This is a genomic window from Micromonospora sp. NPDC050417, from assembly GCF_044458865.1.
Taxonomy (GTDB): Bacteria; Actinomycetota; Actinomycetes; order Mycobacteriales; family Micromonosporaceae; genus Micromonospora_G.
This window is the reverse complement of record NZ_JBITIH010000015.1, coordinates 92,051-116,540: the sequence shown is the minus strand read 5'-3', so window position 1 is coordinate 116,540 and position 24,490 is coordinate 92,051. Positions and strand designations below refer to the sequence as shown.

The 24,490-nt window shown below is 69.5% G+C and carries 22 protein-coding genes, 1 tRNA gene and 1 pseudogene; 14 read left to right on the top strand and 10 right to left on the bottom strand.

Going from position 1 to position 24,490, the window contains the following annotated elements; translation table 11 throughout:
• Positions 1 to 5: 5 nt before the first annotated feature.
• From ACIBF5_RS20345 to ACIBF5_RS20335, 3 genes are all read right to left on the bottom strand, one after another.
• Positions 6 to 833, bottom strand: coding sequence for an ABC transporter permease (locus ACIBF5_RS20345; protein ID WP_396813790.1), 828 nt, complete (start codon positions 831 to 833; stop codon positions 6 to 8).
• Positions 830 to 1,807 carry an ATP-binding cassette domain-containing protein gene (locus ACIBF5_RS20340; protein WP_396813789.1) on the bottom strand — a complete coding sequence of 326 codons (978 nt, stop codon included), beginning with the start codon at positions 1,805 to 1,807 and terminating at the stop codon, positions 830 to 832. Before ACIBF5_RS20340 ends, ACIBF5_RS20345 begins: the two co-directional genes overlap by 4 nt.
• 72 nt (positions 1,808 to 1,879) lie before the next feature.
• A complete protein-coding gene (locus ACIBF5_RS20335; protein WP_396813787.1) occupies positions 1,880 to 2,575 on the bottom strand; it encodes a TioE family transcriptional regulator in 696 nt (231 codons plus the stop codon).
• 98 nt (positions 2,576 to 2,673) lie between these two features.
• Here ACIBF5_RS20335 and ACIBF5_RS20330 point away from each other — a divergent pair, with 98 nt between their 5' ends.
• Complete coding sequence (locus ACIBF5_RS20330) at positions 2,674 to 3,876, top strand: erythromycin esterase family protein (RefSeq protein ID WP_396813785.1); 1,203 nt, start codon at positions 2,674 to 2,676, stop codon at positions 3,874 to 3,876.
• A gap of 173 nt (positions 3,877 to 4,049) precedes the next feature.
• Here ACIBF5_RS20330 and ACIBF5_RS20325 read toward each other — a convergent pair whose 3' ends face one another.
• Entirely contained in the window at positions 4,050 to 4,241 is a 192-nt protein-coding gene (locus tag ACIBF5_RS20325; RefSeq protein WP_396813783.1) for a hypothetical protein, read from the bottom strand.
• Positions 4,242 to 4,348: 107 nt separating this feature from the next.
• Between ACIBF5_RS20325 and ACIBF5_RS20320 the strand changes: the two genes are divergently transcribed.
• The 3 genes and pseudogenes from ACIBF5_RS20320 to ACIBF5_RS20310 all read left to right on the top strand — a co-directional run.
• On the top strand, positions 4,349 to 4,768 hold the full coding sequence (locus tag ACIBF5_RS20320) for a hypothetical protein (protein ID WP_396813780.1): 420 nt from the start codon (positions 4,349 to 4,351) through the stop codon (positions 4,766 to 4,768).
• Entirely contained in the window at positions 4,765 to 4,956 is a 192-nt protein-coding gene (locus tag ACIBF5_RS20315) for a helix-turn-helix transcriptional regulator (protein ID WP_396813778.1), read from the top strand. The genes ACIBF5_RS20320 and ACIBF5_RS20315 overlap by 4 nt, the downstream gene beginning before the upstream one ends.
• A gap of 30 nt (positions 4,957 to 4,986) precedes the next feature.
• A pseudogene (locus tag ACIBF5_RS20310) lies at positions 4,987 to 5,269 on the top strand (hypothetical protein); the annotation flags it as partial.
• A gap of 26 nt (positions 5,270 to 5,295) precedes the next feature.
• Here ACIBF5_RS20310 and ACIBF5_RS20305 read toward each other — a convergent pair.
• From ACIBF5_RS20305 to ACIBF5_RS20285, 5 genes are all read right to left on the bottom strand, one after another.
• Positions 5,296 to 5,793 (bottom strand): hypothetical protein, encoded by a 498-nt coding sequence (locus tag ACIBF5_RS20305; protein ID WP_396813776.1) that lies wholly within the window; start codon positions 5,791 to 5,793, stop codon positions 5,296 to 5,298.
• A 471-nt stretch (positions 5,794 to 6,264) separates the two neighbouring features.
• Positions 6,265 to 6,339: transfer RNA gene (locus tag ACIBF5_RS20300), tRNA-Arg, on the bottom strand.
• Between the two features lie 155 nt (positions 6,340 to 6,494).
• Positions 6,495 to 7,175, bottom strand: a complete 681-nt coding sequence (locus ACIBF5_RS20295) for a winged helix-turn-helix domain-containing protein (RefSeq protein WP_396813774.1) — start codon at positions 7,173 to 7,175, stop codon at positions 6,495 to 6,497.
• Between the two features lie 103 nt (positions 7,176 to 7,278).
• The gene (locus ACIBF5_RS20290; protein WP_396813772.1) at positions 7,279 to 8,028 is read right to left on the bottom strand and encodes a DUF305 domain-containing protein; all 750 of its coding nucleotides are present in this window, start codon (positions 8,026 to 8,028) and stop codon (positions 7,279 to 7,281) included.
• Positions 8,029 to 8,039: 11 nt separating this feature from the next.
• The gene (locus ACIBF5_RS20285) at positions 8,040 to 8,858 is read right to left on the bottom strand and encodes a DUF3105 domain-containing protein (protein ID WP_396813770.1); all 819 of its coding nucleotides are present in this window, start codon (positions 8,856 to 8,858) and stop codon (positions 8,040 to 8,042) included.
• Positions 8,859 to 8,952: 94 nt separating this feature from the next.
• Between ACIBF5_RS20285 and argS the strand changes: the two genes are divergently transcribed.
• The 4 genes from argS to thrC all read left to right on the top strand — a co-directional run bounded on the left by argS (position 8,953) and on the right by thrC (position 14,532).
• Entirely contained in the window at positions 8,953 to 10,620 is a 1,668-nt protein-coding gene (argS, locus tag ACIBF5_RS20280; protein WP_396813768.1) for an arginine--tRNA ligase, read from the top strand.
• 5 nt (positions 10,621 to 10,625) lie between these two features.
• Entirely contained in the window at positions 10,626 to 12,011 is a 1,386-nt protein-coding gene (lysA, locus tag ACIBF5_RS20275) for a diaminopimelate decarboxylase (protein WP_396813766.1), read from the top strand.
• The gene (locus tag ACIBF5_RS20270) at positions 12,008 to 13,345 is read left to right on the top strand and encodes a homoserine dehydrogenase (protein WP_396813764.1); all 1,338 of its coding nucleotides are present in this window, start codon (positions 12,008 to 12,010) and stop codon (positions 13,343 to 13,345) included. Before lysA ends, ACIBF5_RS20270 begins: the two co-directional genes overlap by 4 nt.
• Before the next feature lie 137 nt (positions 13,346 to 13,482).
• Positions 13,483 to 14,532 (top strand): threonine synthase, encoded by a 1,050-nt coding sequence (gene thrC / locus ACIBF5_RS20265; protein WP_396813762.1) that lies wholly within the window; start codon positions 13,483 to 13,485, stop codon positions 14,530 to 14,532.
• Between the two features lie 12 nt (positions 14,533 to 14,544).
• Here the strand turns inward: thrC and ACIBF5_RS20260 are convergent, their stop codons facing one another.
• Entirely contained in the window at positions 14,545 to 15,114 is a 570-nt protein-coding gene (locus ACIBF5_RS20260) for a MarR family transcriptional regulator (RefSeq protein WP_396813760.1), read from the bottom strand.
• Positions 15,115 to 15,208: 94 nt separating this feature from the next.
• On the opposite strand from ACIBF5_RS20260, the gene ACIBF5_RS20255 reads away from it, so the two are divergent.
• From ACIBF5_RS20255 to rho, 6 genes are all read left to right on the top strand, one after another.
• Positions 15,209 to 18,448 (top strand): efflux RND transporter permease subunit, encoded by a 3,240-nt coding sequence (locus ACIBF5_RS20255; RefSeq protein WP_396813758.1) that lies wholly within the window; start codon positions 15,209 to 15,211, stop codon positions 18,446 to 18,448.
• Between the two features lie 99 nt (positions 18,449 to 18,547).
• Positions 18,548 to 19,795, top strand: coding sequence for an MFS transporter (locus ACIBF5_RS20250; protein WP_396813756.1), 1,248 nt, complete (start codon positions 18,548 to 18,550; stop codon positions 19,793 to 19,795).
• Between the two features lie 81 nt (positions 19,796 to 19,876).
• Positions 19,877 to 20,734 (top strand): SPFH domain-containing protein, encoded by an 858-nt coding sequence (locus tag ACIBF5_RS20245; RefSeq protein ID WP_396813754.1) that lies wholly within the window; start codon positions 19,877 to 19,879, stop codon positions 20,732 to 20,734.
• 14 nt (positions 20,735 to 20,748) lie between these two features.
• Positions 20,749 to 20,955, top strand: coding sequence for a hypothetical protein (locus tag ACIBF5_RS20240; protein ID WP_396813752.1), 207 nt, complete (start codon positions 20,749 to 20,751; stop codon positions 20,953 to 20,955).
• A gap of 81 nt (positions 20,956 to 21,036) precedes the next feature.
• Positions 21,037 to 22,074, top strand: coding sequence for a homoserine kinase (gene thrB / locus ACIBF5_RS20235; protein ID WP_396813750.1), 1,038 nt, complete (start codon positions 21,037 to 21,039; stop codon positions 22,072 to 22,074).
• Positions 22,075 to 22,372: 298 nt separating this feature from the next.
• Positions 22,373 to 24,358 carry a transcription termination factor Rho gene (rho, locus tag ACIBF5_RS20230; protein WP_396813748.1) on the top strand — a complete coding sequence of 662 codons (1,986 nt, stop codon included), beginning with the start codon at positions 22,373 to 22,375 and terminating at the stop codon, positions 24,356 to 24,358.
• Positions 24,359 to 24,490: the final 132 nt, after the last annotated feature.

Below are 24,490 nucleotides of genomic sequence, written 5' to 3'. Positions count from 1 at the left end.
CTAGTTCAAACCTTCTTACGGTAGGCCCGCAGCGCGAGCGGCATGAAGAGCACCACGAAACCCGCGCACCAGGCGAGTGTCCACCAGACGTGCGGGCCGACCGGCGTACCGAGGAAGAGCCCGCGCATCGCGTCGACCAGGTGGGTCATCGGGTTGACCTTCACGAACGCCTGCATCCAGCCCGGCAGGGTGTCGGTGCTGACGAACACGTTGGACCCGAAACTCAGCGGCATGATCAGTGCGAACATCAGGCCCTGCACCGCACCCGGGGTGCGTACCTTCATCGACACGAAGACCGGCAACCAGCTGAGGCAGAGCGCGAACAGGACCGCGAGCAGGCAACCGGCGAGCGCGAGCAGCGGATTGGCGTCGATCCGGAACCCGAGCAGGTAGCCGATCGCGAGGGTCGAGACGGTGACGATCACATACCGTACGACGTCGCCCAGGACCGCGCCGACGAGCGGTGCCGAACGGGGGATCGGCAGTGCCCGGAACCGGTCGAAGACGCCCTTGGCGATGTCGGTGTTGAGGTTCACCCCGATCGCGATGGACCCCGTCGCGATTGTCTGCGCCAGGATTCCGGGCAGCAGGAACTGCAGGTAGTCGTGGGTGGAACCGCTGACCGCGCCACCGAAGATGTACACGAAGATGACGAGGAACAGCACCGGCTGCAACGTGACGTCGATCAGCGCCTCGGGCGTACGCCAGGTCTTGATGAGGCTGCGTTTGGCCAGCGCGAGCGAGTGCCGGACCAGGCGGAACGGTCGTGGATTCGGGGAGACCGTCGACAGTGCGCGGCTCGTCGTGGGGGCCGCGTCGACCAGGGTGCTCATGCCGCCACCTCCTTCATGCTGGTGTCGTCGTCGGCTGCCGTACGCCCGGTGAGGGTGAAGAAGACCTCGTCGAGGCTCGGCAGGTGCAGGGAGAGTTCGGTGACCGTGATGTGGGCCGCGGCGAACCGCGCGACGGCCTCGGTGAGGGCCGTGTCGTCGGCGACCGGCACCGCGAGCACGCCCTTGCGGATCTCGTCGGCGCGGGCGCCGGAGGAGACCTCACTCAGGATCGTCGCCGTACGGGTCAGCTCCGCCGGATCGGCTGGCCGTACCTCCAGGGTCTGGCCGCCGACGACCCGCTTCAGCCCTTCCGGGGTGTCGTACGCGATCACCCGCCCGTGGTCGATGACCGTGATCGCGTCGGCGAGCGCGTCCGCCTCTTCGAGGTACTGGGTGGTGAGCAGCACGGTCGAGCCGTTCGTGACCAGCGACCGGACCACGTCCCACATGTCCTCGCGCTTGGCCGGGTCGAGACCCGTGGTCGGCTCGTCAAGGAAGATCACCTCTGGTGAGCCGACGAGGCTCGCGGCCAGGTCCAGCCGCCGCCGCATACCACCGGAGTAGGTCTTGGCCGGTCGGCCGGCCGCCTCGGTCAGGTCGAACCATTCGAGCAACTCGGTGGCGCGGCGCCGGGAGCCGGCGCGGCCCAACTCCAGCAGGGTGCCGAACAGCTCCAGGTTCTGCCGCCCGGTCAGGTCCTCGTCGACCGAGGCGTACTGACCGGTGAGGCCGATGGTCTGGCGGACCCGCTCGGCGTCGCGTACGACGTCGAAGCCGCTGATCCGGGCGGTCCCGCCGTCCGGGGTGAGCAGCGTGGAGAGGATGCGTACAGCGGTGGTCTTGCCGGCGCCGTTGGGGCCGAGTACGCCGAGCACCGTTCCCCGGGGTACGGCGAGATCGACGCCCTGGAGCGCCCTCGTCTTCCCGAAACTCTTCACGAGGCCCTCGGCCTCGATCACCAGGTCAGTTGTCATGCCACCATCCTGCGGCGGCCCGCTGACACGTCACCGACACCGCACCGACACGGCCGCCGACAGCGCCCCGACTCAGCTCGGTTCAGCTCGGTGCGGAGCCGGTCGGCGGTTGAGGTAGACGTCCAACGCGGCGGCGCCGGTGAGCATGGCGCGGCTTCTGGCCGTCAGGCGGCTGCGCCAGTCCCGTAGCGCCGATTCGAGCGGTACGACGCCGCCGGCGGAGCGGACCTGGGCGATCAGCGGGGCGATCTGCTCCAGCAGGTAGCCGCCGCGTCTGAGCTGGTGCACCAGTTGGGCGTCGCGTACGTCGGCCGCGCGGTAGACCCGGTAGCCCGTCTGCGGGTCGCGGCCCGGTTGGACCAGGCCGGCACGTTCCCATTTACGCAGCGTGGCGGGGCGGATGCCGAGCCTTCGGGCCAGGGGGCCGACGAACGTGTCGCCGCGTTCCTGCGGCACGGGCGCGAGGTCACGCAGCGCCGCTTCGACGGACTGGAGGGTGCGGCGGTCCTCAAGGAGCTGGACGTGACTCTCGTCGACGAGCCGCAACGCGTCCTCGGTCGCGTCCCGGTTGATCGCCTGCATGATCGACGTCGCTGTCTGGTGACCGTGTCCGGGCACGAGGGCGAGGAATGCGCGCAGGGCCTGCGCGTGCAGCGGGGTGTAGGTGCGGTAGCCGGACCGGGTGCGTTCGGCGCCCGGAAGGATGCCGGCTTGCTCGTAGTTCCTGATCGCCTGCGTGGACAGACCATGCCCGCGAGCCAGGTCCACCGGCCTGAGCCGTTCCCCGTCTTGAGGGTTTCGAGGCATCTTCCTGCTGATTCTGCGGGTAAAGTTTACACGGCCGGTTCAACGATAGCGTTTACGTCATGATGCTTGGTGTCAAGAACAGCGCCCATGCCGTCGCGAGCGCTTCGGTCATGAGGCTGCTCCCGACCCGACCGCGACTGCTCGCCCTGGGCGAGCCCACCCACGGCGAGGACGTCCTGCTCGACCTGCGCAACGAACTCTTCCGGCAACTCATCGAGGAGGAGGGATACCGGACGATCGCGATCGAGAGCGACTGCATGATGGGTCTGGTCGTGGACGACTACGTCACCTCGGGCACCGGCACCCTCGACGAGGTCATGCGGCGCGGGTTCAGCCACGGGTTCGGCGCGTCAGCGGCCAACCGCGAACTCGTGGGGTGGATGCGTGCGTACAACGACGGCCGGCCGCTGTCCGAGCAGTTGCGCTTCGCCGGGTTCGACGGCCCGCTGGAGATGACCGGCGCCGCGAGCCCCCGGCAGGCCCTCACCGCACTCCACGCCTACCTCGCGACCTGGGCGGAGCCGGACCTGCTTCCCTGCACCGCCGAAGCGCTCGACCGCCTGCTCGGTGCCGACGACCGGTGGACCGATCCCGCCGGGTTGATGGACCCGTCCCGGTCGGTGGGGCAGTCGGCCGAGGTCAGGGAGGTGCGGGTGCTCGCCGACGACCTGGTGGCCCTGCTTGACACGCAGACGCCGTACCTCATCGCGGCGTCCTCGCGGGAGGAGTGGGACCGGGCGCGCCTGTACGGGCGCACCGCCACGGGCCTGCTGCGCTACCACTACTGGTCGGCCGACACGTCGCCGAACCGCCTGGCGCGGCTCTGCGCGCTGCGGGATTCGATGATGGCCGCCAACCTGCTGGCCCTCGCCGAGCGGGGCCCGACGCTGATCCACGCCCACAACGCTCATCTCCAGCGCGACAAGAGCAGCATGCGGCTGGGTGGCCTGCCGCTGGAGTGGTGGAGCGCTGGGGCGATCGTCAGCGCCCACCTGGGCGAGGAGTACGCCTTCCTGGCCACGGCCCTCGGCACGATCCGTCACCAGGGAGTCGACACCCCACCCCCGGAAACGATCGAAGGGCACCTGTACGCACTCCCGGAGGACCAGTACGTCCTCGACGCCCGCCAACTCGCCGCAGCCCTCGTCGACCCGCGACCCGCCCGTCGCGTGTCCCCATGGTTCGGCTACGCCCCGCTGGACCCCGCCCACCTGACCAACAACGACGCAATCGTGTACGTCAAGGACGTCCAGCCAAGCTGACGCGTACGCCCCCCACCCACGGATGGCTCCGGACGGTGCCGGATCCGGTACGCCCTGGGATACGACAACGGCCCGGGTGGGTGTCACGGGCCTTTGTCGTCCGCTACGCCGTGGTCATCGAGGAGTGCGAGCGGGGTACAAGCTGCCGCTGGGTGTACTAACCGGTGCGATCGTCAGTCAGGCAGTTGCCAGATGAACACGAGGTTGGTGCCCTTCGCCGCGGCTGTGGCTTGGAACGAGTGGAGAGCCCAACCGTTCGTCACTCCATCATCCAGGACCGGCTGGATGACCTCTTCGATCTTGTCCTCCGCATCGGTGATGAGCCCTGCCTTGACGTATCGGTTCTGAACCTTGTAGCCGGCCACGCCTGCCTCCTCATCCTCGTGCGCCCCTGGTGAAGTGAGTCAAGCTTGCTTGACTCCGAGAGGGTGAGTCAAGTTAACTTGACTCACCCCAGGGGAGGACGCAGCTCATGGAAACGCACGACAAGGCCGCGGGCTACCGGGCCTCGAACAAGGCATCCGCCCAACTTGTGCTCTGGACATTCGTCTGGGTGGCGACTCTCGCCGTGGCCCGGTTCGGCCCTGAGTTCGTCTGGGACACGAAGCACTCGGCGGCGAGTTGGGCCGCAGTCGCGGCCAATATTCTCGTCGGCGCCACCTGGATCGCCGCCTTCGCCCGCTTCCTTCGCGCACTCGACGACTTATGGCGCCAGATCACGCAAGATGCTCTGGCGGCAGCACTCGGCGTGGGCTGGGTGACCGGCTTCGCCTACGTCACAGCAGACGCCGCCGGTCTCCTCGACTACGACTTCAACGTCGCACTATTCGCTGTGCTCCTGGGCACCGTGTACCTGATCGCGTTCGTCGTCGGCTGGATCCGGTACCGATGAAGAACCGCATCGCGGCCCTCCGAGCCGAACGTTCATGGACACAAGCTGACCTGGCTCAGCGCATCGGCGTGTCACGACAGTCGATCAATGCGATCGAGACGGGAAAGTTCGACCCGAGCCTTCCCGTCGCGTTCCGTCTCGCCAAGCTGTTCAGTCTGACGATAGAGGAGATCTTCGACGACGACTGATGACGCACTTTGCCGCCTCGGTGGTGCGGCCAGGCGCGGGAGGAAGCCGGCTGGGCCGAGGATCCGACCGTGGTCGTGCTGGGCACCCAGTCGATCCGCGCCGCGAACCGCGTCCCGGCCGCGACGACGAGCAAGGGCGCCGGCAAGAGGGTGCCGGGCCAAGCGGTGGGTGGTCGAGCAAACGAGTGGCACGTTGATGCTGCACCGCCGACGGGTCTGCGAGTACGAGAGCCGTCCGGAGTCGTCAGTGTCGCGCACGCTGTGGGCTTCGCCGAGGAAAGGAAGCGGCGCCGAAGACCTTCGGCGCCGCTGAGACAAATCTCGTGCATATGGTCGGCGTCAGCAGCCGAGTTGCAGGCGTGCCTTGAATCGCAGAGTGCCCGCAGGGACGGGATCTCCGCAGCGGATGGTGCCAATTTCGATGTTGTCGAAGGTCGTGTACTGCTGGCTGCCCATGTTCAGGATGTTGTAGCCCACACCACCGAACGGGCTGTCGAAACTCAGACACAGGAATGACTGCACCGTCCCGGAAACGGCACGGGTGCCTTTGTAGAGGCCGTAGTACCCGGGCTCGTCGAACGTCCAGCGCATGCTGGTCGTTTCCTCGTCGGTGCTGCCGGTGACGCTCTGGACGCTGAACCCGACCTTTGCCGAAACCTTCGCGAAGACCGCTCCTGCTTGGGTGCTGATCTCGGTGCTGGCGCCGAGGGTCGTGCTCACCGAGTTGACCTTGCGAAGGGTTTCGGTGCGCTCGCCGGTCGTGCCGGTCGTGATGTTGATGCTCATGAAGTGGGTGACCGTCGGGTTGACCTCGGCCGCCGTGATCTCGTACCACACTGTGTTTGCGGTGCTCGCCTTACACCAGCCGCGAGGTGGTCCTACCACGGCGGCACTGGCCGGCGTGGCGAATCCCGCAGCGGTAAACAGGGCGATGGTGGTGAGGATGCCAAGACGTAGGACATGCCGTCTCAAAGGGCCAACAATCTTCACATAGCCTCCCGGGCCGAGTGGATACGAAGAAGTATGGAGTCCAGTCGATGGACAAGGTACTGTCTTGATCGTTCAGCATGGGTGTAAAGAAGCACCGCAGGCATTACGCTCGACCCGCCCTCGGCGCGATACCTACGGCGAGGGGGTCGGTCAGGATGGCGTCAGGTTCATGGGTGGCGGTAGCCCTCGGTGCACGCGCGTCGTGTCGGCGGGGCGACGCCCGCCGCACACCACTGACGGCGGGACGCAGCCGGAAGACGATTCAGGCCCGCGACCGGGTTTTCCCCTGGTCACGGGCCTTCTCGTGCTGATTACCCCTGGTGCCCCCGGCAGGATTCGAACCTGCGCCCCCGCCTCCGGAGGGCGGTGCTCTATCCCCTGAGCTACGGGGGCTCAGCGACCGGGAAAGAGTAGCAAACACCCGCCCCGAGCACCGAATCGGTATCCGCCGGACGTGGACAACGTGTCCGGGTTGGGGGCGGCGTACCCCACGACGGGATCAAGCTTGACCGCCCAGAGTGGGGTATGCCGCCCCCAACCCCCACCCGTCAAGAACGCCCACAAGAAGGCAACGCGTACGGCGCGATCCGGGGCGGGAGCCGTCGGGGCCACTCGCCCCGCCCCCAGGATCCGTCCACCACCACGTGCACCAACCGCCCGTCGGCGCCACTGAGCCGGAGCAGGAAGTCCCGGGGCAGTGGGGGATCCACCGTCGGCGTCGTGATCATGAACTTGACCCGCCCCCGCTGCGACATGGCCGAGATCACGTCCGCCGCCGGTGCCACCCCGTGCAGCCGGGTACGCCCTAGCCAGCAGAGTTCGGCCCGGTGCTCCTGGGCGGAGCGGACGATCGCCGGGTACTCCTGGCGCACCCAGATCCGTACGGCGTCGACGCAGAGGCCGCAGGCGCGGTCGGTGGGCTCCCGTGGTCCGAGTCCCCAGGCGTGCAGGTATTCGCCGACGGTGGCCGGGTCGATGGTGAGTCCGAACTGGCGCTCGATCAGGGCGGTGACGCTCTGCCGGGTCCAGAGCGGGTCGTCGAGCCCGAACTGGTCGGGGTAGCGCCCTCGTAGCGCGTCGATCAGTTCGAGTTCCTGATCGCGGCTGAGCGCCTCTGCCGGGCCTGACCGCTGCCCCCGGCGAGCGGCCACCGCGCCGTCGCCGCCGATGGTGTGCCGCCGGCACCAGCTGGTGACGGAACGTCGCGCGTCTTTAAGAACAACCCCCACGTCTGGGGCAACGAGCCCGGATCATGACTGGTCACGATATCTACGGAGAAAACTCCCCAAAGTGCACAGTCGGGCATAACGCCGCGTATCGGGCTAGAAGGGACTACTTGGCGCCTAGCTTGTCCAACAGCGCCTGGATTGCGGTGATTTCCTTCTTCTGTCCGGCCACCATGGTCTCGGCGAGCGCCTGCACCTGCTCGTCGTCGGAGAGTTCCAGCGCCGCCTCGGCCATGTGGATGCCACCGAGGTGATGGTTGAGCATGAGCCGGAGGAACATGACGTCGAAGTCCCGACCGGTGGCGGCACGCAACTGCGCCCGCTCGGCGTCGGTGGCCATGCCGGGCATCAGACCGTCCCGGATCGTGCCGCCGCCATCCGGCATCCAGGCCATCCGGGGCTGGGAACCGGTCGGGGTCAGGTGCCAGTTGCGCAGCCAGGTCTGCATGGTGCCGATCTGACCCTGCTGCGTCAGCGCGATGTCCGCGCCGAGGGTCCGTACGTCCGGGTCGGTGGCCTTCTCGTGGGCGAGCAGGGACATCTCGACGGCCTGGGCGTGGTGGGTCGACATGTCGCGGGCGAAGCCGGCCTCGACCGAGGTGTCTCCCGGCCGGGTCAGGCCCGGGATGAGCAGCCCCACCGCGACGCCGAGGGCCAGCCCCACCACGAGTGCGATCGTCACCCAACCGGTGCTGAACCGGCGGCGGCCATCGCCGACGGCCGAGTCGTCGCCCGGGTCGTCGACGTAGTCGTCACCGCCCTCGTCGCCGTCGTACTCGAACTCCTCGGGGTCCTGGACCCCGGCGCCCGACGCGCCGGCCGAAGCCGGCGCGTCGGAGCGGGTTGATGCGCCCATCGGGTTCCTAACTACTGCTGCGCGCCGTCCTTGCCGAGGTCACGCGGGGTGGTGCCGGTCGCGGTGATACCGCCGGAGCAGGTCGCGTTCGGCTCGATCGTGGCGTTGGTGCGCAGCGCCCGGATGAAGGTGTCGATCCGGCCGTCGTCCGCGTTGTCGACCTTGAGCTGGTAGCCCCACGCCTGGAGCGAGATCGGCTTGTCCAGGTTGTCGATCGGGCTCATCAGCATGTACTCGTTGCCGCGTACCTTCTCGGCCAGCTTGCCGATCTGCTCGGCCGGAAGGCCCGTCCGGTACGCGACCCAGACCGCGCCGTGCTCCATGCTGTGCACCGCGTGCTCGCTGGCGATCGGGGCGTCGTAGACGTCACCCATGCAGTTCTGCCAGTTGAAGTTGTGCTTGCCACCAACCGGCGGGGTAAGCGAGTAGGTCAGCGGACCCCACGCGTGTTCCGAGGCGGTCAGGGATTTGTCCGACGATTCCCGGTAGTTCTTGATTCCGTCGATGCCGGCCGCCTGCTCCGCCCAGGGCTTGGCACCCTGGAACACGGCGAAGGCACCCCAGCCGATGATCCCGACGGCGAGCACGCCGACGGCGACGAAGAGGGCGATCGGGCCCCAGTTGCGGCCCTGGCTGACCTTGACCGGAGCGATCGGCTTACGCGGGCCCTTGCCGCCACCCGCGCCCCGACCTCCGCCGGGCCGAGTGCCACCGGAGTTCCCGGCCGCTGGCTTGCCACCCGCCGCCGGCTTGCCACCGGCCGCCGGCTTCTTACCGGTGCTGACCACGGAGGGACGGCTTTGATCGCCACCCTGGGTGCTGATGCTCATGGTGCCTCGTCAGGTCGGTCGGTCAGGGGTGGCGGGTCACAAAGGCGCAGGGTGTCCGCCGAGTGACTGAGTCTACCCCCGGTAACATGTTTCGGTGACTCCCGCCAATCTTGCCGAGGTCGTCCGTACCGCCGCCCAGGCGGTCTTCATCTCCCGTGGGCTCGACCCCTCCCTGCTGCCGGAGTCGGTGACCCTGGAGCGACCCCGCAACCCAGAGCACGGCGACTACGCCTCGACGCTCGCACTGCAACTGGCCAAGCGGGTCGGGGTGCCGCCGCGTGAGCTGGCGGCGGGCCTCGCCGACGAGCTGACCCGGGCGGTCGGCATCAAATCGGTCGAGATCGCCGGACCCGGCTTCCTCAACATCCGTCTCGACGCCGCCGCCGCCGGGCAGCTCGCCCGCGTCGTGGTCCAGGCCGGCCGGGAGTACGGACGCGGCGACGCCCTCGCCGGAGAGCGGATCAACCTGGAGTTCGTCTCGGCGAACCCGACCGGTCCGGTGCACATCGGCGGGGTCCGGTGGGCGGCGGTCGGCGACGCGCTCAGCCGCCTGCTCCGCGCCACCGGTGCGGACGTGACCACGGAGTACTACTTCAACGACGCCGGCTCGCAGATCGACCGGTTCGCCCGTTCGCTGCTCGCCGCCGCGAAGGGTGAGCCGGCCCCCGAGGACGGCTACGGCGGGGCGTACATCGCCGAGATCGCCGAGGCGGTCCGGGCGCTGCACCCGGACGTGCTCGACCGGCCGGAGGCGGTCGCCCAGGAGGTGTTCCGGGTCGAGGGCGTCGCGCTGATGTTCGACGAGATCCGTTCCTCGCTGGACCAGTTCGGGGTCCGCTTCGACGTCTACTTCAACGAGAAGGACCTGCACGACCGGGGTGAGCTGGACCTCGCGCTGGCCCGGTTGACCGAGCAGGGCCGGACGTACGAGCTGGACGGCGCCACCTGGCTGCGGACCACGGACTTCGGTGACGACAAGGACCGGGTGCTGCGCAAGTCCAACGGCGAGTGGACCTACTTCGCCGCCGACTGCGCCTACTACCTGGACAAGCGGGAGCGGGGCTTCGGCCGGGTCGTGATCATGCTCGGTGCCGATCACCACGGCTACATCGGGCGGATGAAGGCGATGTCGGCCTGCTTCGGCGACAACCCGGAGCAGAACCTGGAGATCCTGATCGGGCAGCTCGTCAACCTGGTCCGGGACGGTCAGCCGGTCCGGATGTCCAAGCGGGCCGGGACCGTGGTTACGCTGGAGGACCTGGTCGAGGCGATCGGAGTGGACGCCGCCCGGTACGCCCTGGCCCGCTACTCCAGCGACTCGCCCATCGACATCGACGTCGAACTCTGGACCAGGGCCAAGAACGACAACCCGGTCCACTACGTCCGGTACGTCGCCGCCCGTACCGCCGGGATCAGCCGGAATGCCGCCGAGGTCGGATTCACTCGGGGTGAGCCGGATGCGTTCCGGCCCGAGTTGCTCGACCACGAGAAGGAGAACGAGCTGCTCAAGGCGCTGGCCGAGTACCCGGCCGTGGTCGCCTCGGCGGCCGAGCTGCGCGAGCCGCACCGGGTCGCCCGCTATCTGGAGGAGCAGGTGGCGCAGTCGTTCCACCGGTTCTACGACAACTGCCAGGTGGTACCGAAGGGCGACGAGGAGATCACCGATCTGCACCGCGCCCGGCTCTGGCTGGTCGACGCCACTCGTCAGGTCATCGTCAATGGTTTGGAACTGCTCGGGGTCTCGGCCCCGGAGAGGATGTAACGGAAATGCGTGCTCACGAGGCGGGGGCGCTGCACGGCGACCTCGGCAACCGGGGACCCGCCTGGCTGCGTACGCCCGAGGACGTGAACGCCCTCCTGCCGCAACTGTGGCCGCGGACCGTGACCCGCGACGACGACGGTGAGCTGACCGTCGGCAAGCTGCGGATCGGTGCGCTCACCAAGATGTTCGGTACGCCGCTCTTCGTGCTCGACGAGGACGACCTGCGCTCGCGCTGCCGGGACTTCCGTGCCGCCTTCGCCGGCGAGGACGTCTACTACGCCGCCAAGGCGTTCCTCAGCAAGGCGGTGGTGCGGATCATCGCCGAGGAGGGGCTGCACCTCGACGTCTGCACCGGCGGTGAGCTGGCGGTGGCGCTCGCCGCCGACATGCCGGCCGAGCGGATCGGCTTCCACGGCAACAACAAGTCGGTGGCGGAGCTGACCCGGGCGCTGGACGCCGGGGTGGGTCGGATCATCGTCGACTCGTTCGACGAGATCGACCGCCTGACCGAGCTGGCCCGGGAGCGCGGGGTCCGGCCCCGGGTGCTGATCCGGGTCACCGTCGGGGTCGAGGCGCACACGCACGAGTTCATCGCCACCTCGCACGAGGACCAGAAGTTCGGCTTCTCGCTGGCCGGCGGGGCGGCCGTCGCCGCCGCGCTCCGGATCCTCGACGACAACGTGCTGGAGCTGCGCGGGCTGCACTCGCACATCGGGTCGCAGATCTTCGACACCAGCGGGTTCGAGGTCTCGGCCCGGCGGGTGCTCGCCCTCCAGGCGCAGATCCGCGACGCCCGCGGCGTCGAACTGCCCGAGCTGGACCTCGGCGGCGGCTTCGGCATCGCGTACACGACCCAGGACGACCCGTCGACCCCGCACGAGCTGTCGAAGCGGATCCACAAGATCGTCGACGGCGAGTGCGAAGGACTGCGACTGGCCAAGCCGCACCTGAGCTTCGAGCCGGGGCGGGCGATCATCGGCCCGGCGATGTTCACCGTGTACGAGATCGGCACCGTCAAGGACGTCGATGGCCTCCGGACGTACGTCAGCGTCGACGGTGGGATGAGCGACAACATCCGTACCGCGCTCTACGGCGCCTCGTACTCCGCCACCCTGGCCAACCGGGCCTCGGACGCCGAGCCGATTCTCGCCCGGGTGGTGGGAAAGCATTGCGAGTCCGGGGACGTGGTGGTGAAGGATGAATTCTTGCCCGCCGACGTACAGCCCGGAGATCTTCTCGCCGTGCCCGGCACGGGTGCCTACTGCCGGAGCATGGCCAGTAACTACAACCATGTCCCGAGGCCCCCGGTGGTGGCGGTCCGCGGCGACGAGGCACGCGTGATCGTCCGGCGGGAAACCGAAGACGATCTGCTGGCATTGGATGTGGGATGACAAGACCTCTCCGCTTGGCGCTGCTCGGGTGTGGCACGGTCGGCGCCGAGGTGGTGCGGCTGCTGCATGAGCAGGCGGCCGACCTGGCCGCCCGCATCGGCGCACCGCTGGAGATCGCCGGCATCGCGGTCCGTCGACAGGGGCGGGACCGGGGCGGGCTCCCGGTCGACCCGGAGGTCTTCACCACCGACGCGCTCGGCCTGGTCAAGCGGGACGACGTCGACGTGGTGGTGGAGATGGTCGGCGGCATCGAGCCGGCCCGCACCTGGCTGGTCGAAGCGTTGCGGGCCGGCAAGAGCGTCGTGACCGCGAACAAGGCCCTGCTCGCCGAGGACGGCGGCACCCTGCACGACGCCGCTGCGGAGAGCGGTGCGGACCTCTACTACGAGGCGTCGGTCGCGGGGGCGATCCCGCTGCTGCGCCCGCTGCGCGAGTCGTTGCAGGGGGACACGATCACCCGGGTCACCGGCATCGTCAACGGGACCACGAACTTCATCCTCTCGGCCATGGACGCCACCGGGGCGGGCTTCGCCGAGGCGCTCGACGAGGCGACCGAGCTGGGGTACGCCGAGGCGGACCCGACCGCCGACGTCGAGGGTTTCGACGCGGCGGCCAAGGCCGCCATCCTCGCCTCGCTGGCCTTCCACACCAGGGTCAGCGCCGCCGACGTCTACCGTGAGGGGATCACCGAGGTCACCGCCGCCGACGTGGCCAGCGCCAAGGCCATGGGCTGCACGATCAAGCTGCTCTGCATCGCCTCGCGCGGCCCTGACTCCACCGGTGCCGAGTCGATCAGCGTCCGGGTCTACCCGGCGATGATCCCCCGCAGCCACCCGCTGGCCAGCGTCGGGGACGCCTTCAACGCGGTCTTCGTGGAGGCCGCCGCCGCTGGGCAGCTCATGTTCTATGGCCGGGGAGCGGGCGGGTCGCCCACCGCGAGCGCCGTCCTCGGCGACGTGGTGGCGGTCTCCCGTAACCGGCTCGCCGGCGTGCGGACCCCGAGCGAGTCCTCGTACGCGGCACTGCCGATCCGGCCGATGGGGGAGGCGGTCACCCGCTACCACATCAGTCTCGACGTGGCCGACCGCGCCGGTGTGCTCGCCACCGTGGCCGGGGTCTTCGCCCGGCACGAGGTGTCGATCGCCACCGTCCGCCAGGCATCGGCGTCGAGTGCCGGTGGCACGAGCCCGGCAGCCAGGGGCGTCGACGCGATCCTGGTGATCGTCACCCACGCCGCACCGGACGCCGCGCTCGCCGCGACCGTCGAGGAACTGCGTCAGCTCGACATCGTCCGTTCGATCGCCAGCGTGCTCCGGGTCGAGGGCGGTGTCTGACCGGGGCCGGCGGCCGTCCCGCCAGGTGGGTAACGGTAGGCGCGCGGACGCGACGACCGGCACCCTGGGTCACGCTTGACCCACCTTCACCCGGTGTCCGTCCCGCGCGACGGCAGCACATCGACGAGGAGAGCGACATGTGGCGGGGTTTGATCGAGACCTATCGGGACCGGTTGCCGGTCACCGACGCCACGCCGGTCGTCACGCTGCACGAGGGGAACACCCCGTTGCTGCCCGCGCCGGTGCTCTCCGCCCGTACCGGCTGTGACGTATATCTGAAGGTGGAAGGCGCCAACCCGACCGGTTCGTTCAAGGACCGGGGGATGACCGTGGCGGTCTCCCGTGCGGTCGAGGCCGGCAACAAGGCCATCATCTGCGCCTCCACCGGCAACACCAGTGCCTCGGCTGCGGCGTACGCGGCCCGGGGCGGGCTGAGCTGCGCGGTCCTGGTGCCCCAGGGCAAGATCGCGCTGGGCAAGCTGGCCCAGGCGCTGGTGCACGGGGCGAAGCTGTTGCAGGTCGAGGGGAACTTCGACGACTGCCTGGCACTCGCCTCCAAGCTCTCCCAGGACTATCCGGTGGCGTTGGTCAACTCGGTCAACCCGGACCGGGTGCACGGCCAGAAGACGGCCGCGTTCGAGATCGTCGAGGCGCTCGGCGACGCTCCGGACATCCACTGCCTGCCGGTCGGCAACGCCGGCAACATCACCGCGTACTGGCTGGGCTACCGGGAGGACGTGGCGGCCGGCAACGCCACCCGACACCCGAAGATGTACGGCTTCCAGGCGGCCGGTGCCGCGCCGATCGTGCACGGCGAGGCGGTCCGCGAGCCCTCCACCATCGCCACCGCGATCCGGATCGGCAACCCGGCGAGCTGGACCGGGGCGTTGGACGCGCGGGACGCCTCGGGTGGGCTCATCGCGGCGGTGACCGACCGGGAGATCCTTTCGGCGTACCGGTTGCTCGCCCGTGAGGTGGGCGCCTTCGTGGAACTGGGCAGCGCGGCGAGCGTGGCGGGTCTGCTCCAGCAGGCCGAGGCGGGTCGGGTTCCGGCTGGATCGACGATCGTGTGCACGGTGACCGGGCACGGGCTGAAGGATCCGGAGTGGGCGATCTCCACCGCCCCCTCGCCGATCACCATCCGGAACGACGTGATCGCCGCCGCCCGCGCGCTCGACCTGGCCTGACCGCCCGCCGGGTTACCGTTCGGCCGCGCGTTCGACCTCGGCGGCGCGTTCGGCTTCGGCGGTCCGTTCGGCTTCGGCGGCGCGTTCGGCCTCGGCGGCGCCCGCGACCAGGGCGGTAGCCCGTTCGACGATCGACAGTTCGTCGACTGAGAGCCGGCTGAGGATACTTTGCATCCGGGTGTTCCCGGCGGTGACGATGCCCTCCATGAGGGTGCGGCCGGACGGACTCAGTTCGACCCGGCGGACCCGCCGGTCGCGCGGATCCTCACCTCGTACCACGAGATCCTGCGCGACGAGGCGGTCCACGATGCCGGTCATGGTCGCCAGGCTGACCCCGACGGTGTCGGAGAGTTCCCGGCCCGACGCACTGCCCCGTAACGAGAGCAGCAGCAGTATTTTGAGCTGCGGCAGGGTCAGGTGGAGCGAGAGGAGTGGATCCGAGCGCTCCGAGGCGAGCAGATGTTGCATCCGGCGTTGGCTGTCCATGATGGCCGTGATGAGCCGGGCCCGGTCGGTCAACGCTTCGCCCGCCTCCCTGTCGTCGCGGTGGTGGCGGTGACGGAGGTCGGTGCCACTGGCCACCGGACGTTAGCAGCCACCCCCGGCCTCAGGCTAATTGTTCGTATCAGGCAAAATATTCGTGTCGCGCCCTGACTTTCTCCAGGAGAGCTCGCCCATGTCGTTGTTTGCCAGACTCAGTCTCGCCAACCGAGGGCTGGTCGCCCTCATCGCGGTGGTGATCACGGGCTTCGGGCTGTTCGCCGTACCCTCGCTGAAGCAGCAACTCCTACCGTCGCTGGAGTTCCCGGCGGCCTTCATCGTTGCCAGCTACCCGGGCGCCTCGCCCGAGATCGTCGAGGCGCAGGTCGCCGAGCCGATCGAGAACAGCATCCAGGGAATCGCCGGCCTCACCAAGGTCTCCTCGACCTCCCGGGAAGGCGCGGCAACCGTCCAGGTCGAGTACGAGTTCGGCACCGACCTCGACAGTGTCGTGAACAAGATGGAGACGTCGCTCAACCGGATCAGCACCCAACTGCCGGAAGGTGTCGACCCGCTGGTCTTCGCCGGTAGCACCGACGACCTGCCGGCGGTGGTGCTCGCCGCCAGCGGCGCCGGGGACAAGCAGGCCCTGGCCGAGCGGCTCCGGACCACGGTCGTGCCCGAACTTGAGGGGATCGACGGGGTGCGCACGGTGGAGGTCACCGGTGCCCCCGAACAGCAGGTCGTGATCACCCCCGACCCGGCCAAGCTCGCCGCGACCGGCATCGCGCCGACCGCCATCGGCGCCGCGCTCAAGGCCAACGGGGTCGCCATCCCGGCCGGCACCCTGGTCGAGGGCGCCCAGGCGCGTACGGTCCAGATCGGCTCCCGGATCGCCACCATCGAGGAACTGCGCGGCATCTTCGTCAGCCCGACCAACCCCGGTGCCGCCCCGGCCAAGCTCGGCGACATCGCCACCGTCGAGCAGCAGGTCGCCCCCGCGACCGCGTTCACCCGGACCAACGGCAAGGAGAGCCTCGGCATCCAGGTCACCGCGTCGCCGGACGGCAACGCGGTGCAGATCTCGCACGAGATCCGGGAGAAGCTCGCCGACCTCGGCAAGGCGTCGAGCTCCGAGATGGCCGTGGTCTTCGACCAGGCACCGTACGTGGAGAAGTCGATCGAGAGCCTGACCACCGAGGGCCTGCTCGGCCTGGTGATGGCGGTCCTGGTCATCCTGGTGTTCCTGCTGTCGGTCCGGTCCACCCTGGTCACCGCGGTCTCCATCCCGCTCTCCGTGCTGGTCGCGCTGATCGCCCTCTGGATCGGCGACTACTCGCTCAACCTGCTCACCCTCGGCGCGTTGACCATCGCGGTCGGCCGGGTGGTGGACGACTCGATCGTCGTGCTGGAGAACATCAAACGACACCTCGGGTACGGCGAGGACAAGCGCGACGCGATCATCACCGGTGTCCGGGAGGTCTCCGGCGCGGTGACCGCCTCCACCCTCACCACGGTCGCCGTCTTTGCGCCGATCGCCCTGGTCGGTGGCTTCGTCGGCCAGATCTTCGCCCCGTTCGCGATCACCGTCACGGTGGCACTGCTCGCCTCCCTGCTGGTGTCGCTGACCGTCATTCCGGTGCTGGCGTACTGGTTCCTCAAGCCGGCAGCCGCTGGCGAGGGCGAGGCGGCCGTCCGCGCGGCGGCCGAGGAGAAGGAGCTGCGTAGCCCGTTGCAGCGGGCCTACCTGCCGCTGATCGGGTTCGCCACCAAGCGCAGGGTGGCGACGCTGCTGATCGGGCTGGTGGTGCTCTTCGCGACCGGTGGCCTCGCCACCCAGCTCAAGACCAACTTCCTGGACGACTCCGGCCAGGACACCATCAGCATCAGCCAGAAGATGCCGGTCGGTACCAGCCTGGCCACGACCGACGCGGCGGCCAAGCAGATCGAGGGGATCCTGGCCCGGCACGACGGGATCGAGACGTACCAGGTGACCGCCGGCGGCGGGGGCAACCCGTGGGAGGGGGGCGGCGGCGCGGCCACCGCGAGCTTCTCGGTCGCTCTGAAGGAGGGGACCGAGGCAGGCCCGCTCAAGGACACCCTGCGGTCCGAGTTCGACAAGCTGAGCAACGCCGGTGAGATCACCTTCGGTGGGGGCGGCCAGTCGACCAACCAGGTCGCGGTCGTCGTACAGGCGTCCGACAACGACGTCCTCGCCCGCGCCACCGAGCAGGCGCGGCAGGCGATGGCCGACACCTCGGGCGTGGAGGACATCGAGTCCGGCCTGGCCGACAGCGCGCCCCGCATCGACGTGGCCGTGGACCGGGCCAAGGCGGCCCAGTTCGGGCTCTCCGAGGCGGCCGTCGGGCAGCTCGTCGCGCAGTCGTTCCGGGGCAGCCCGCTCGGACAGGTCACCTTCGACAACGACCAGCAGGACGTGGTGCTCCGCTTCGGTGCCGCTCCGGCCACGGTGGAGCAGCTCAAGGCGCTCCCGGTCGGTCCGGTCAAGCTTGGTGACCTCGCCACCGTCAACGAGGTGGCTGGCCCGGTCTCGGTGACCCGGATCGACGGCGAGCGCAGCGTCACCGTCACCGGTACGGCCACCGGCGCGAACCTCGGCGCCACCAGCGCCGAGCTGACCAAGAAGCTCGACGCGCTGGACGTACCGGGGGCGACCTTCACCCTCGGTGGTGTCAGCGCGGACCAGGCGGACGCCTTCGCCGACCTGGGACTCGCCGTACTCGCCGCGATCGCGATCGTCTTCGTGATCATGGTGGCGACCTTCCGGAGCCTGATCCAGCCGCTGATCCTGCTGGTCTCGATCCCGTTCGCGGCCACCGGCACGATCATCCTGCTGCTGGTCACCGGTACGCCGCTGGGCGTGCCGGCGCTGATCGGGGCACTGATGCTGGTCGGCATCGTGGTGACCAACGCGATCGTCCTGCTCGACCTGATCAACCAGTACCGGGAACAGGGACTGAGCGTTCAGGAGGCGGTGGTCGAGGGAGCCCGGCGCCGGTTGCGGCCGATCCTGATGACCGCCATCGCGACCATCTTCGCCCTGCTGCCGATGGCGCTCGGCCTGACCGGCGAAGGCGGGTTCATCTCCCAGCCGCTCGCCGTGGTCGTGATCGGCGGTCTGCTCAGCAGCACCCTGCTCACCCTGCTGCTGGTCCCGACCCTCTACACGATGGTCGAGGGCCGCAAGGAGCGGCGCCGGCTGCGGCGTGGCCAGGGCACGGGCGCCGCCCCGACCGGGTCGGAGCGTGAACCGGTGCTGGTCGGAGCGGGCGTGTCGGGATCGGGATCGTCGGCGGGCACCTCCGCCTCCGAGCCGGCCTCTCGGCCGTCCGGTGCGCTCGTCGACGGTACGGACCAGTTCGAGGTGCTGCGGCTGCCGCGGACCAAGCGTTCGCCGTTGCCGCCGACCGAGTAGCCGCCAGCCGCTCGTCAGTACAGCGTCGTCCCGGACCGATGATCTACTGGTCCGGGACGACGCGTTTCCAGGGCTGTCGCGGGAGTAGGGTCCGGGGACGTGTCGTCGTCTCCACTGCAGGTTCTCGTCCGAAACCGTGACTTCCGCAACCTCTTCTGCGCCGAACTGGTGGTCTTTGGCGCCGACTGGTTTGTCATGGTGCCGTTGCTGGTCCTGCTGCCGCAGCTCACCGGCAGCGGCGTCTGGGGAGCGCTGGTACTCGCCGTCGACACCGGGTTGACCGCGCTGATGCTGCCGTACAGCGGCATGCTCGCCGACCGGCTCGACCGCAAGAAGATCATGATGGTGGCGAACCTGAGCGCGCTGGTCGCGATCCTGCTGTTGCTCGCGGTACGCAGTGCCGGCACGGCCTGGCTGGCCCTGGTCGCGGTCGGCGCGGTGGCGGTGTCGAAGGCGTTCTACTCGCCCGCGGCACAGGCGGCCCTGCCGAACGTGCTGGCGCCGGAGGATCTCGCCGTCGGCAACGCGGTCGCCGGAGCCGCCTGGGGCACGATGGCGGTGGTCGGTGCCTCGCTCGGCGGGCTGCTCAGCGAGGCCGTCGGTCCGTACGCCTGCTTCTGGGTCGCGGCGGCGGCGCTCGCCGTGGCCGCCGGCCTGGCCGGGCTGATCCGTCGCCCGTTGCAGGCTCCGCGCGACCACGCCGAGCCGGCGCAGCGGGGCTGGGCGGCGCTGGGTGAGGCGTTGCGTTACATCTCCGCCCGGCCACGACTGCGGGCACTGGTGACGGTGAAGTCGGCGGTCGGGCTGGGCAACGGTGTGCTCACCGTCTTCCCGCTGCTGGCCGGCGTGTACGGGGTGGGCGCGGTCGGCGCCGGGCTTCTCTTCGCCGCGCGGGGTGCCGGGTCGGTCGCCGGTCCGGTGCTGATGCGCCGGGTGCTGAACCGGCGGTCCTGGCTGTTGCCGGGGCTGGCGTTGTCGATGTCCGGCTACGGGTTGGCCTACCTCGGTGTGTCGGTGGTCGACTGGTTCCCGCTGGTCCTGGCGTTGGTCTTCGTCGCCCACTTCGCCGGTGGAAGCAACTGGGTGCTCTCCAACTTCGCGCTGCAGGGCGAGGTGCCCGACCGGTTACGTGGTCGGGTGTTCGCCATCGACCTGATGCTGGCCACGTTCGCCATCTCGATCAGCCAGCTCGCGGTCGCCGCGGTGGTGGACCACGTCGACGAGCGGGTGGTGCTCGCCGGCTGTGGCCTGGTCACCCTGGTGTACGCGGTCGGCTGGCGGATCGCCACCCGCCGGCTCTCCCTCTCCGGTACGGACGCCGTCGTGCCGGCGAACGCTGTCGGGTAGCGGTCTGCGTTCGTTCCGCCCTTGCTCGACCGTCGGTGGAACGCTATCTTGGTGATATCACTTTGCTACTAAGGAGATGTCATGGAGCGAGTGGTCTACCGAATGTCCGGATTCGCCATGGTCGCGCTGCTGGTGCTGCTCGCCGGCGCGGCGGTCGGTGTCATCGCCGCCACCGGCGCCAGTGACGCGGCCCTGATCGCCGGCGCGGCGAGCTACCTCGTGGTCGTCGCGGTGGCCGGCACCGGCTTCACCATCGTCAACCCCAACAACGCCCAGGTGGTCCAGTTCTTCGGCCGATACGTCGGCACCATTCGGGACGCCGGCTTCCACTGGACCTGGCCGCTGACCGCCCGTACCCAGGTGACGCTGCGCGTACGCAACTTCGAAACCGCCCGGCTGAAGGTCTCCGACGCCGACGGCAACCCGGTCGAGATCGCCGCCGTCGTGGTGTGGCGGGTGGTCGACGCGGCCAAGGCCGTCTTCTCGGTCGACGACCACGTCGAGTACGTCGCCGTCCAGGCCGAGACGGCGGTCCGCCACCTCGCCACCAGCTACCCGTACGAGGCACACGACTCCGGACGGGCCAGCCTGCGCGACAGTGCGGTGGTGAGCGAGGAACTCACCCACGAACTGCGGGAACGCTCCGAAATGGCCGGCGTCGAGGTGCTCGAATCCCGTACCACCCACCTGGCCTACGCTCCCGAGATCGCCCAGGCGATGCTCGCCCGCCAGCAGGCGAGCGCGATCGTCGGGGCCCGGTTCAAGATTGTCGAGGGCGCGGTCGGCATGGTCTCCAACGCCCTGGAGCGGCTCCGCGAGGAGCACGTGGTCGAATTGGACGAGGAACGCAAGGCGCAGATGGTGGCGAACCTGCTCGTCGTACTCTGCGGAGACCGGGCAGCCCAGCCGGTGGTCAACGCCGGGTCTCTCTACAGCTAGAGGCGGTCCGGCTGATGGCCGAACGCAAGAAACTCCTGCTCCGACTCGATCCACAGGTGTACGACATGATCGCCAAGTGGGCCGCCGACGACCTACGAAGCATCAACGCCCAGATCGAGTACGCCCTACGACTCGCACTGCGCGGCGTCGGGCGGCAACCGAAACGGTCGGCGCGGCCGGATGACGCCGTACCGCCGGCTCCGACCGACCCCGACGAGTAGAAACGGCGACCCGCCGTCCGAATGCTGATCACCTCGCGGGCGTCCGGCAGACCTGCCGGCCGCCCGCTCTAGCATGACCGGATGGGGTTGTCCTTCGTTTCCGAGCCGGTCCGGGTCCGAGTGCCCGCGACCAGCGCCAACCTCGGACCGGGCTTCGACTCGCTCGGCCTCGCGCTCGCGCTCCACGACCACGTCAGCGCGCGGGTGACCGCCGGCGGCTGCCAGGTCACGGTGACCGGTGCCGGTGCGGGCGAACTTCCCGACGACGACACCCACCTGGTGGTACGGGCCATGCGCGCCACCTTCGACCTGCTCGGTGGTCAGCCGCGAGGACTCGCGTTGGACTGCGTGAACGGCATACCGCAGGCCCGTGGCCTCGGTTCTTCGTCGGCGGCGATCGTCGCGGGTGTCGAGTTGGCACGGGCGCTGGTCGTCGACGGCGCGGACCGGCTGGACGACGCGGGTGCGCTACGGCTGGCGGCCGAGATCGAGGGACATCCGGACAACGTGGCGCCCTGCCTGCTCGGCGGCTTCACCATCGCCTGGACCGAAACCGCTGTTCCCGCCGTGGCGAGTTCCGCTGCTTCCGCCGTGGCGAGTTCCGACGTGGCCAATGTGAACGCTGTGGCCATCGAGCCAATTGAGGCTGCCGGGGCCCGTGCGGTCACGCTGCGGCCGTCCGACGCCGTCACGCCCGTTCTCTTCGTACCGGAAGAACGTGGCCTCACGGCCGTGGCCCGAGCGGCGTTGCCGGCCACGGTGCCGCACGGCGACGCCGCGCGCAACGCCGGACGGGCGGCGCTGCTCGTGCACGCGCTCACCGTGGACCCGTCGCTGCTCTTCCCGGCCACCGAGGATCGGCTGCACCAGGACTACCGGGCGGCCGGCATGCCGGGAACAGCCGCCCTGGTCACGGCGTTGCGCGAGGCAGGTGTGGCGGCGGTGGTCAGTGGGGCCGGTCCGACGGTGTTGGCCCTGTCCACGGTGCCGGAGGAGTTCGACCCGGGAATCGGTTGGTCCGTTCGGTTGTTGCCAGTAGACGTGACCGGCGCCCTGGTTGATAGGGTTAGACTTGGACACGCCGAGCGGGACCCTGTTGCCGCAGGTCGGAAGAGTTGATTACGCTCTAGACTTAGCACAGCCGCGAAGCATGCGATCTCCTGCGGGTCGGTGCACCCCCGAAGCTTTCGGCGGTTAGCCCGTCTCACCCTTGCTTAGGCCCACGCCGCACCGCAGTTTTTCCAACCGGTCGCCGCAGACGGCGAAGACTGCTCACCGACCTTTGGTGAGTCGGGAAAACCGGCTGCTGTGTTACAGACTCCCGTTACGCGCGACGCGAGGCGGGTGTACCGAGGCCGCCCGGCCACCTTGTTAGTCGATCCCGGGTAGCCCCGGCCTTATCGAGGGAAGGAATCCATTGAGCGACACCACCGACGTGACGTCGGATGTTTCCAACGTCGCTGGCGAAGCCACCGCGGGTCCCGTCCGTCGCCGCCGGACTGGCACCGGCTTGTCGGCGATGCTGCTGCCGGAGCTGCAGAGCCTGGCCGCGTCGCTCGGCATCTCCGGTACCGCCCGGATGCGCAAGGGCGAACTGATCAGCGCGATCTCCGAGCGACAGGGCGGCGCTGCCGCGGGTAGCCCGCCGCGTCCCCGGGCCGAGGTCGCCGCCGCGGCCGCTCCGGCGCGCGACGAGGTACGTGCCGAGGTGCGCGACACCGCCGAACGGCGTGGCGCGGACGAGTCCCAGCCGGCGACCGCCGAGCCGACCGGGCGGGAGCGTTCCTCTCGCCGGTCCAACCGTGCCGCTGCTGCGACCGCCGCCACCACTACCGAGGCGAAGGCCGAGGAGCCGGCGGCGGAGACCGCCGAGCGTGCTGACCGGGCCGAGCGGGGCGAGGCCCGTGGGGGCCGGGATCGTGCCGACCGCGCCGAGCGTGGTGACCGGGCCGAGCGGGGCGAGCGCGCTGAGCGGGGCGACCGTGCCGAGCGTGGTGACCGCGCCGAGCGGGGCGAGCGCAACGACCGGGCCGAGCGCGGTCAGCGCAACGGCGAGCGGAACAACGAGCGCAACGGCGAGCGGAACAACGAGCGCAACGTCGAGCGCGGCAGTGACCGCAACAACGACCGCAACGACGACATCGACGACGACGGTGAGGGCGGTGGCCGTCGCAGCCGTCGCAGCCGGTTCCGTGACCGTCGTCGGGGGCGCAACGACCGGCCGGAGGGCACCGAGACGACCGGTGGCCGTGAGCCCCAGGTCAACGAGGACGACGTGCTCGTCCCGGTCGCCGGCATCATCGACGTGCTCGACAACTACGCCTTCGTCCGGACCACCGGCTACCTTTCCGGCCCGAACGATGTCTACGTGTCGATGTCCCAGGTCAAGAAGTACGGCCTGCGTCGCGGTGACGCGGTCACCGGCGCGGTCCGTGCGGCCCGCGACGGCGAGCAGCGCCGGGACAAGTACAACCCGTTGGTGCGGCTCGACACCATCAACGGGATGGAGCCGGACGAGGCGAAGCGGCGGCCGGAGTTCTACAAGCTGACCCCGCTCTACCCGCAGGAACGGCTCCGTCTGGAGACCGAGCCGCACATCCTCACCACCCGGGTCATCGACCTGGTCATGCCGATCGGCAAGGGCCAGCGGGCGCTCATCGTCTCCCCGCCGAAGGCGGGTAAGACCATGGTGTTGCAGGCGATCGCCAACGCGATCACGCACAACAACCCGGAGTGCCACCTGATGGTGGTGCTGGTCGACGAGCGGCCCGAAGAGGTCACCGACATGCAGCGCTCGGTCAAGGGCGAGGTCATCGCGGCCACGTTCGACCGGCCGCCGCAGGACCACACCACCGTCGCGGAGCTGGCGATCGAGCGGGCCAAGCGCCTGGTCGAACTCGGCCACGACGTGGTCGTCCTGCTCGACTCGGTGACCCGGCTGGGCCGGTCGTACAACCTGGCGGCGCCGGCCAGCGGCCGGATCATGTCCGGTGGTATCGACTCGACCGCGCTCTACCCGCCCAAGCGGTTCCTGGGTGCGGCCCGCAACATCGAGAACGGCGGCTCGCTGACCATCCTCGCCACCGCCCTGGTGGAGACCGGGTCCATGATGGACACGGTCATCTTCGAGGAGTTCAAGGGCACCGGTAACGCGGAGCTGAAGCTGGACCGGAAGATCGCCGACAAGCGGGTCTTCCCGGCCATCGACATCCACCCGTCCGGTACGCGTAAGGAAGAGATCCTGCTCGCGCCGGAGGAGCTGGCCATCACGCACAAGCTCCGCAAGGTGCTGCACTCGCTGGACTCGCAGGCCGCCTTGGACCTGCTGCTGGACCGGCTCAAGCAGAGCCGTACCAACATCGAGTTCCTGATGCAGATCGCGAAGTCGACCCCGGGGGAGTAACCCGCCGCGACGACAGGTAAGGGCACGGCCGCTCCGGCCGTGCCCTTTCGCGTACCCACCCGCCGCCCGCGCCCGCCCCACGCCCGCGCCCACCCGCCGCCCGCGCCCGCCGGGTCGCCCGCGCCCGGGCGT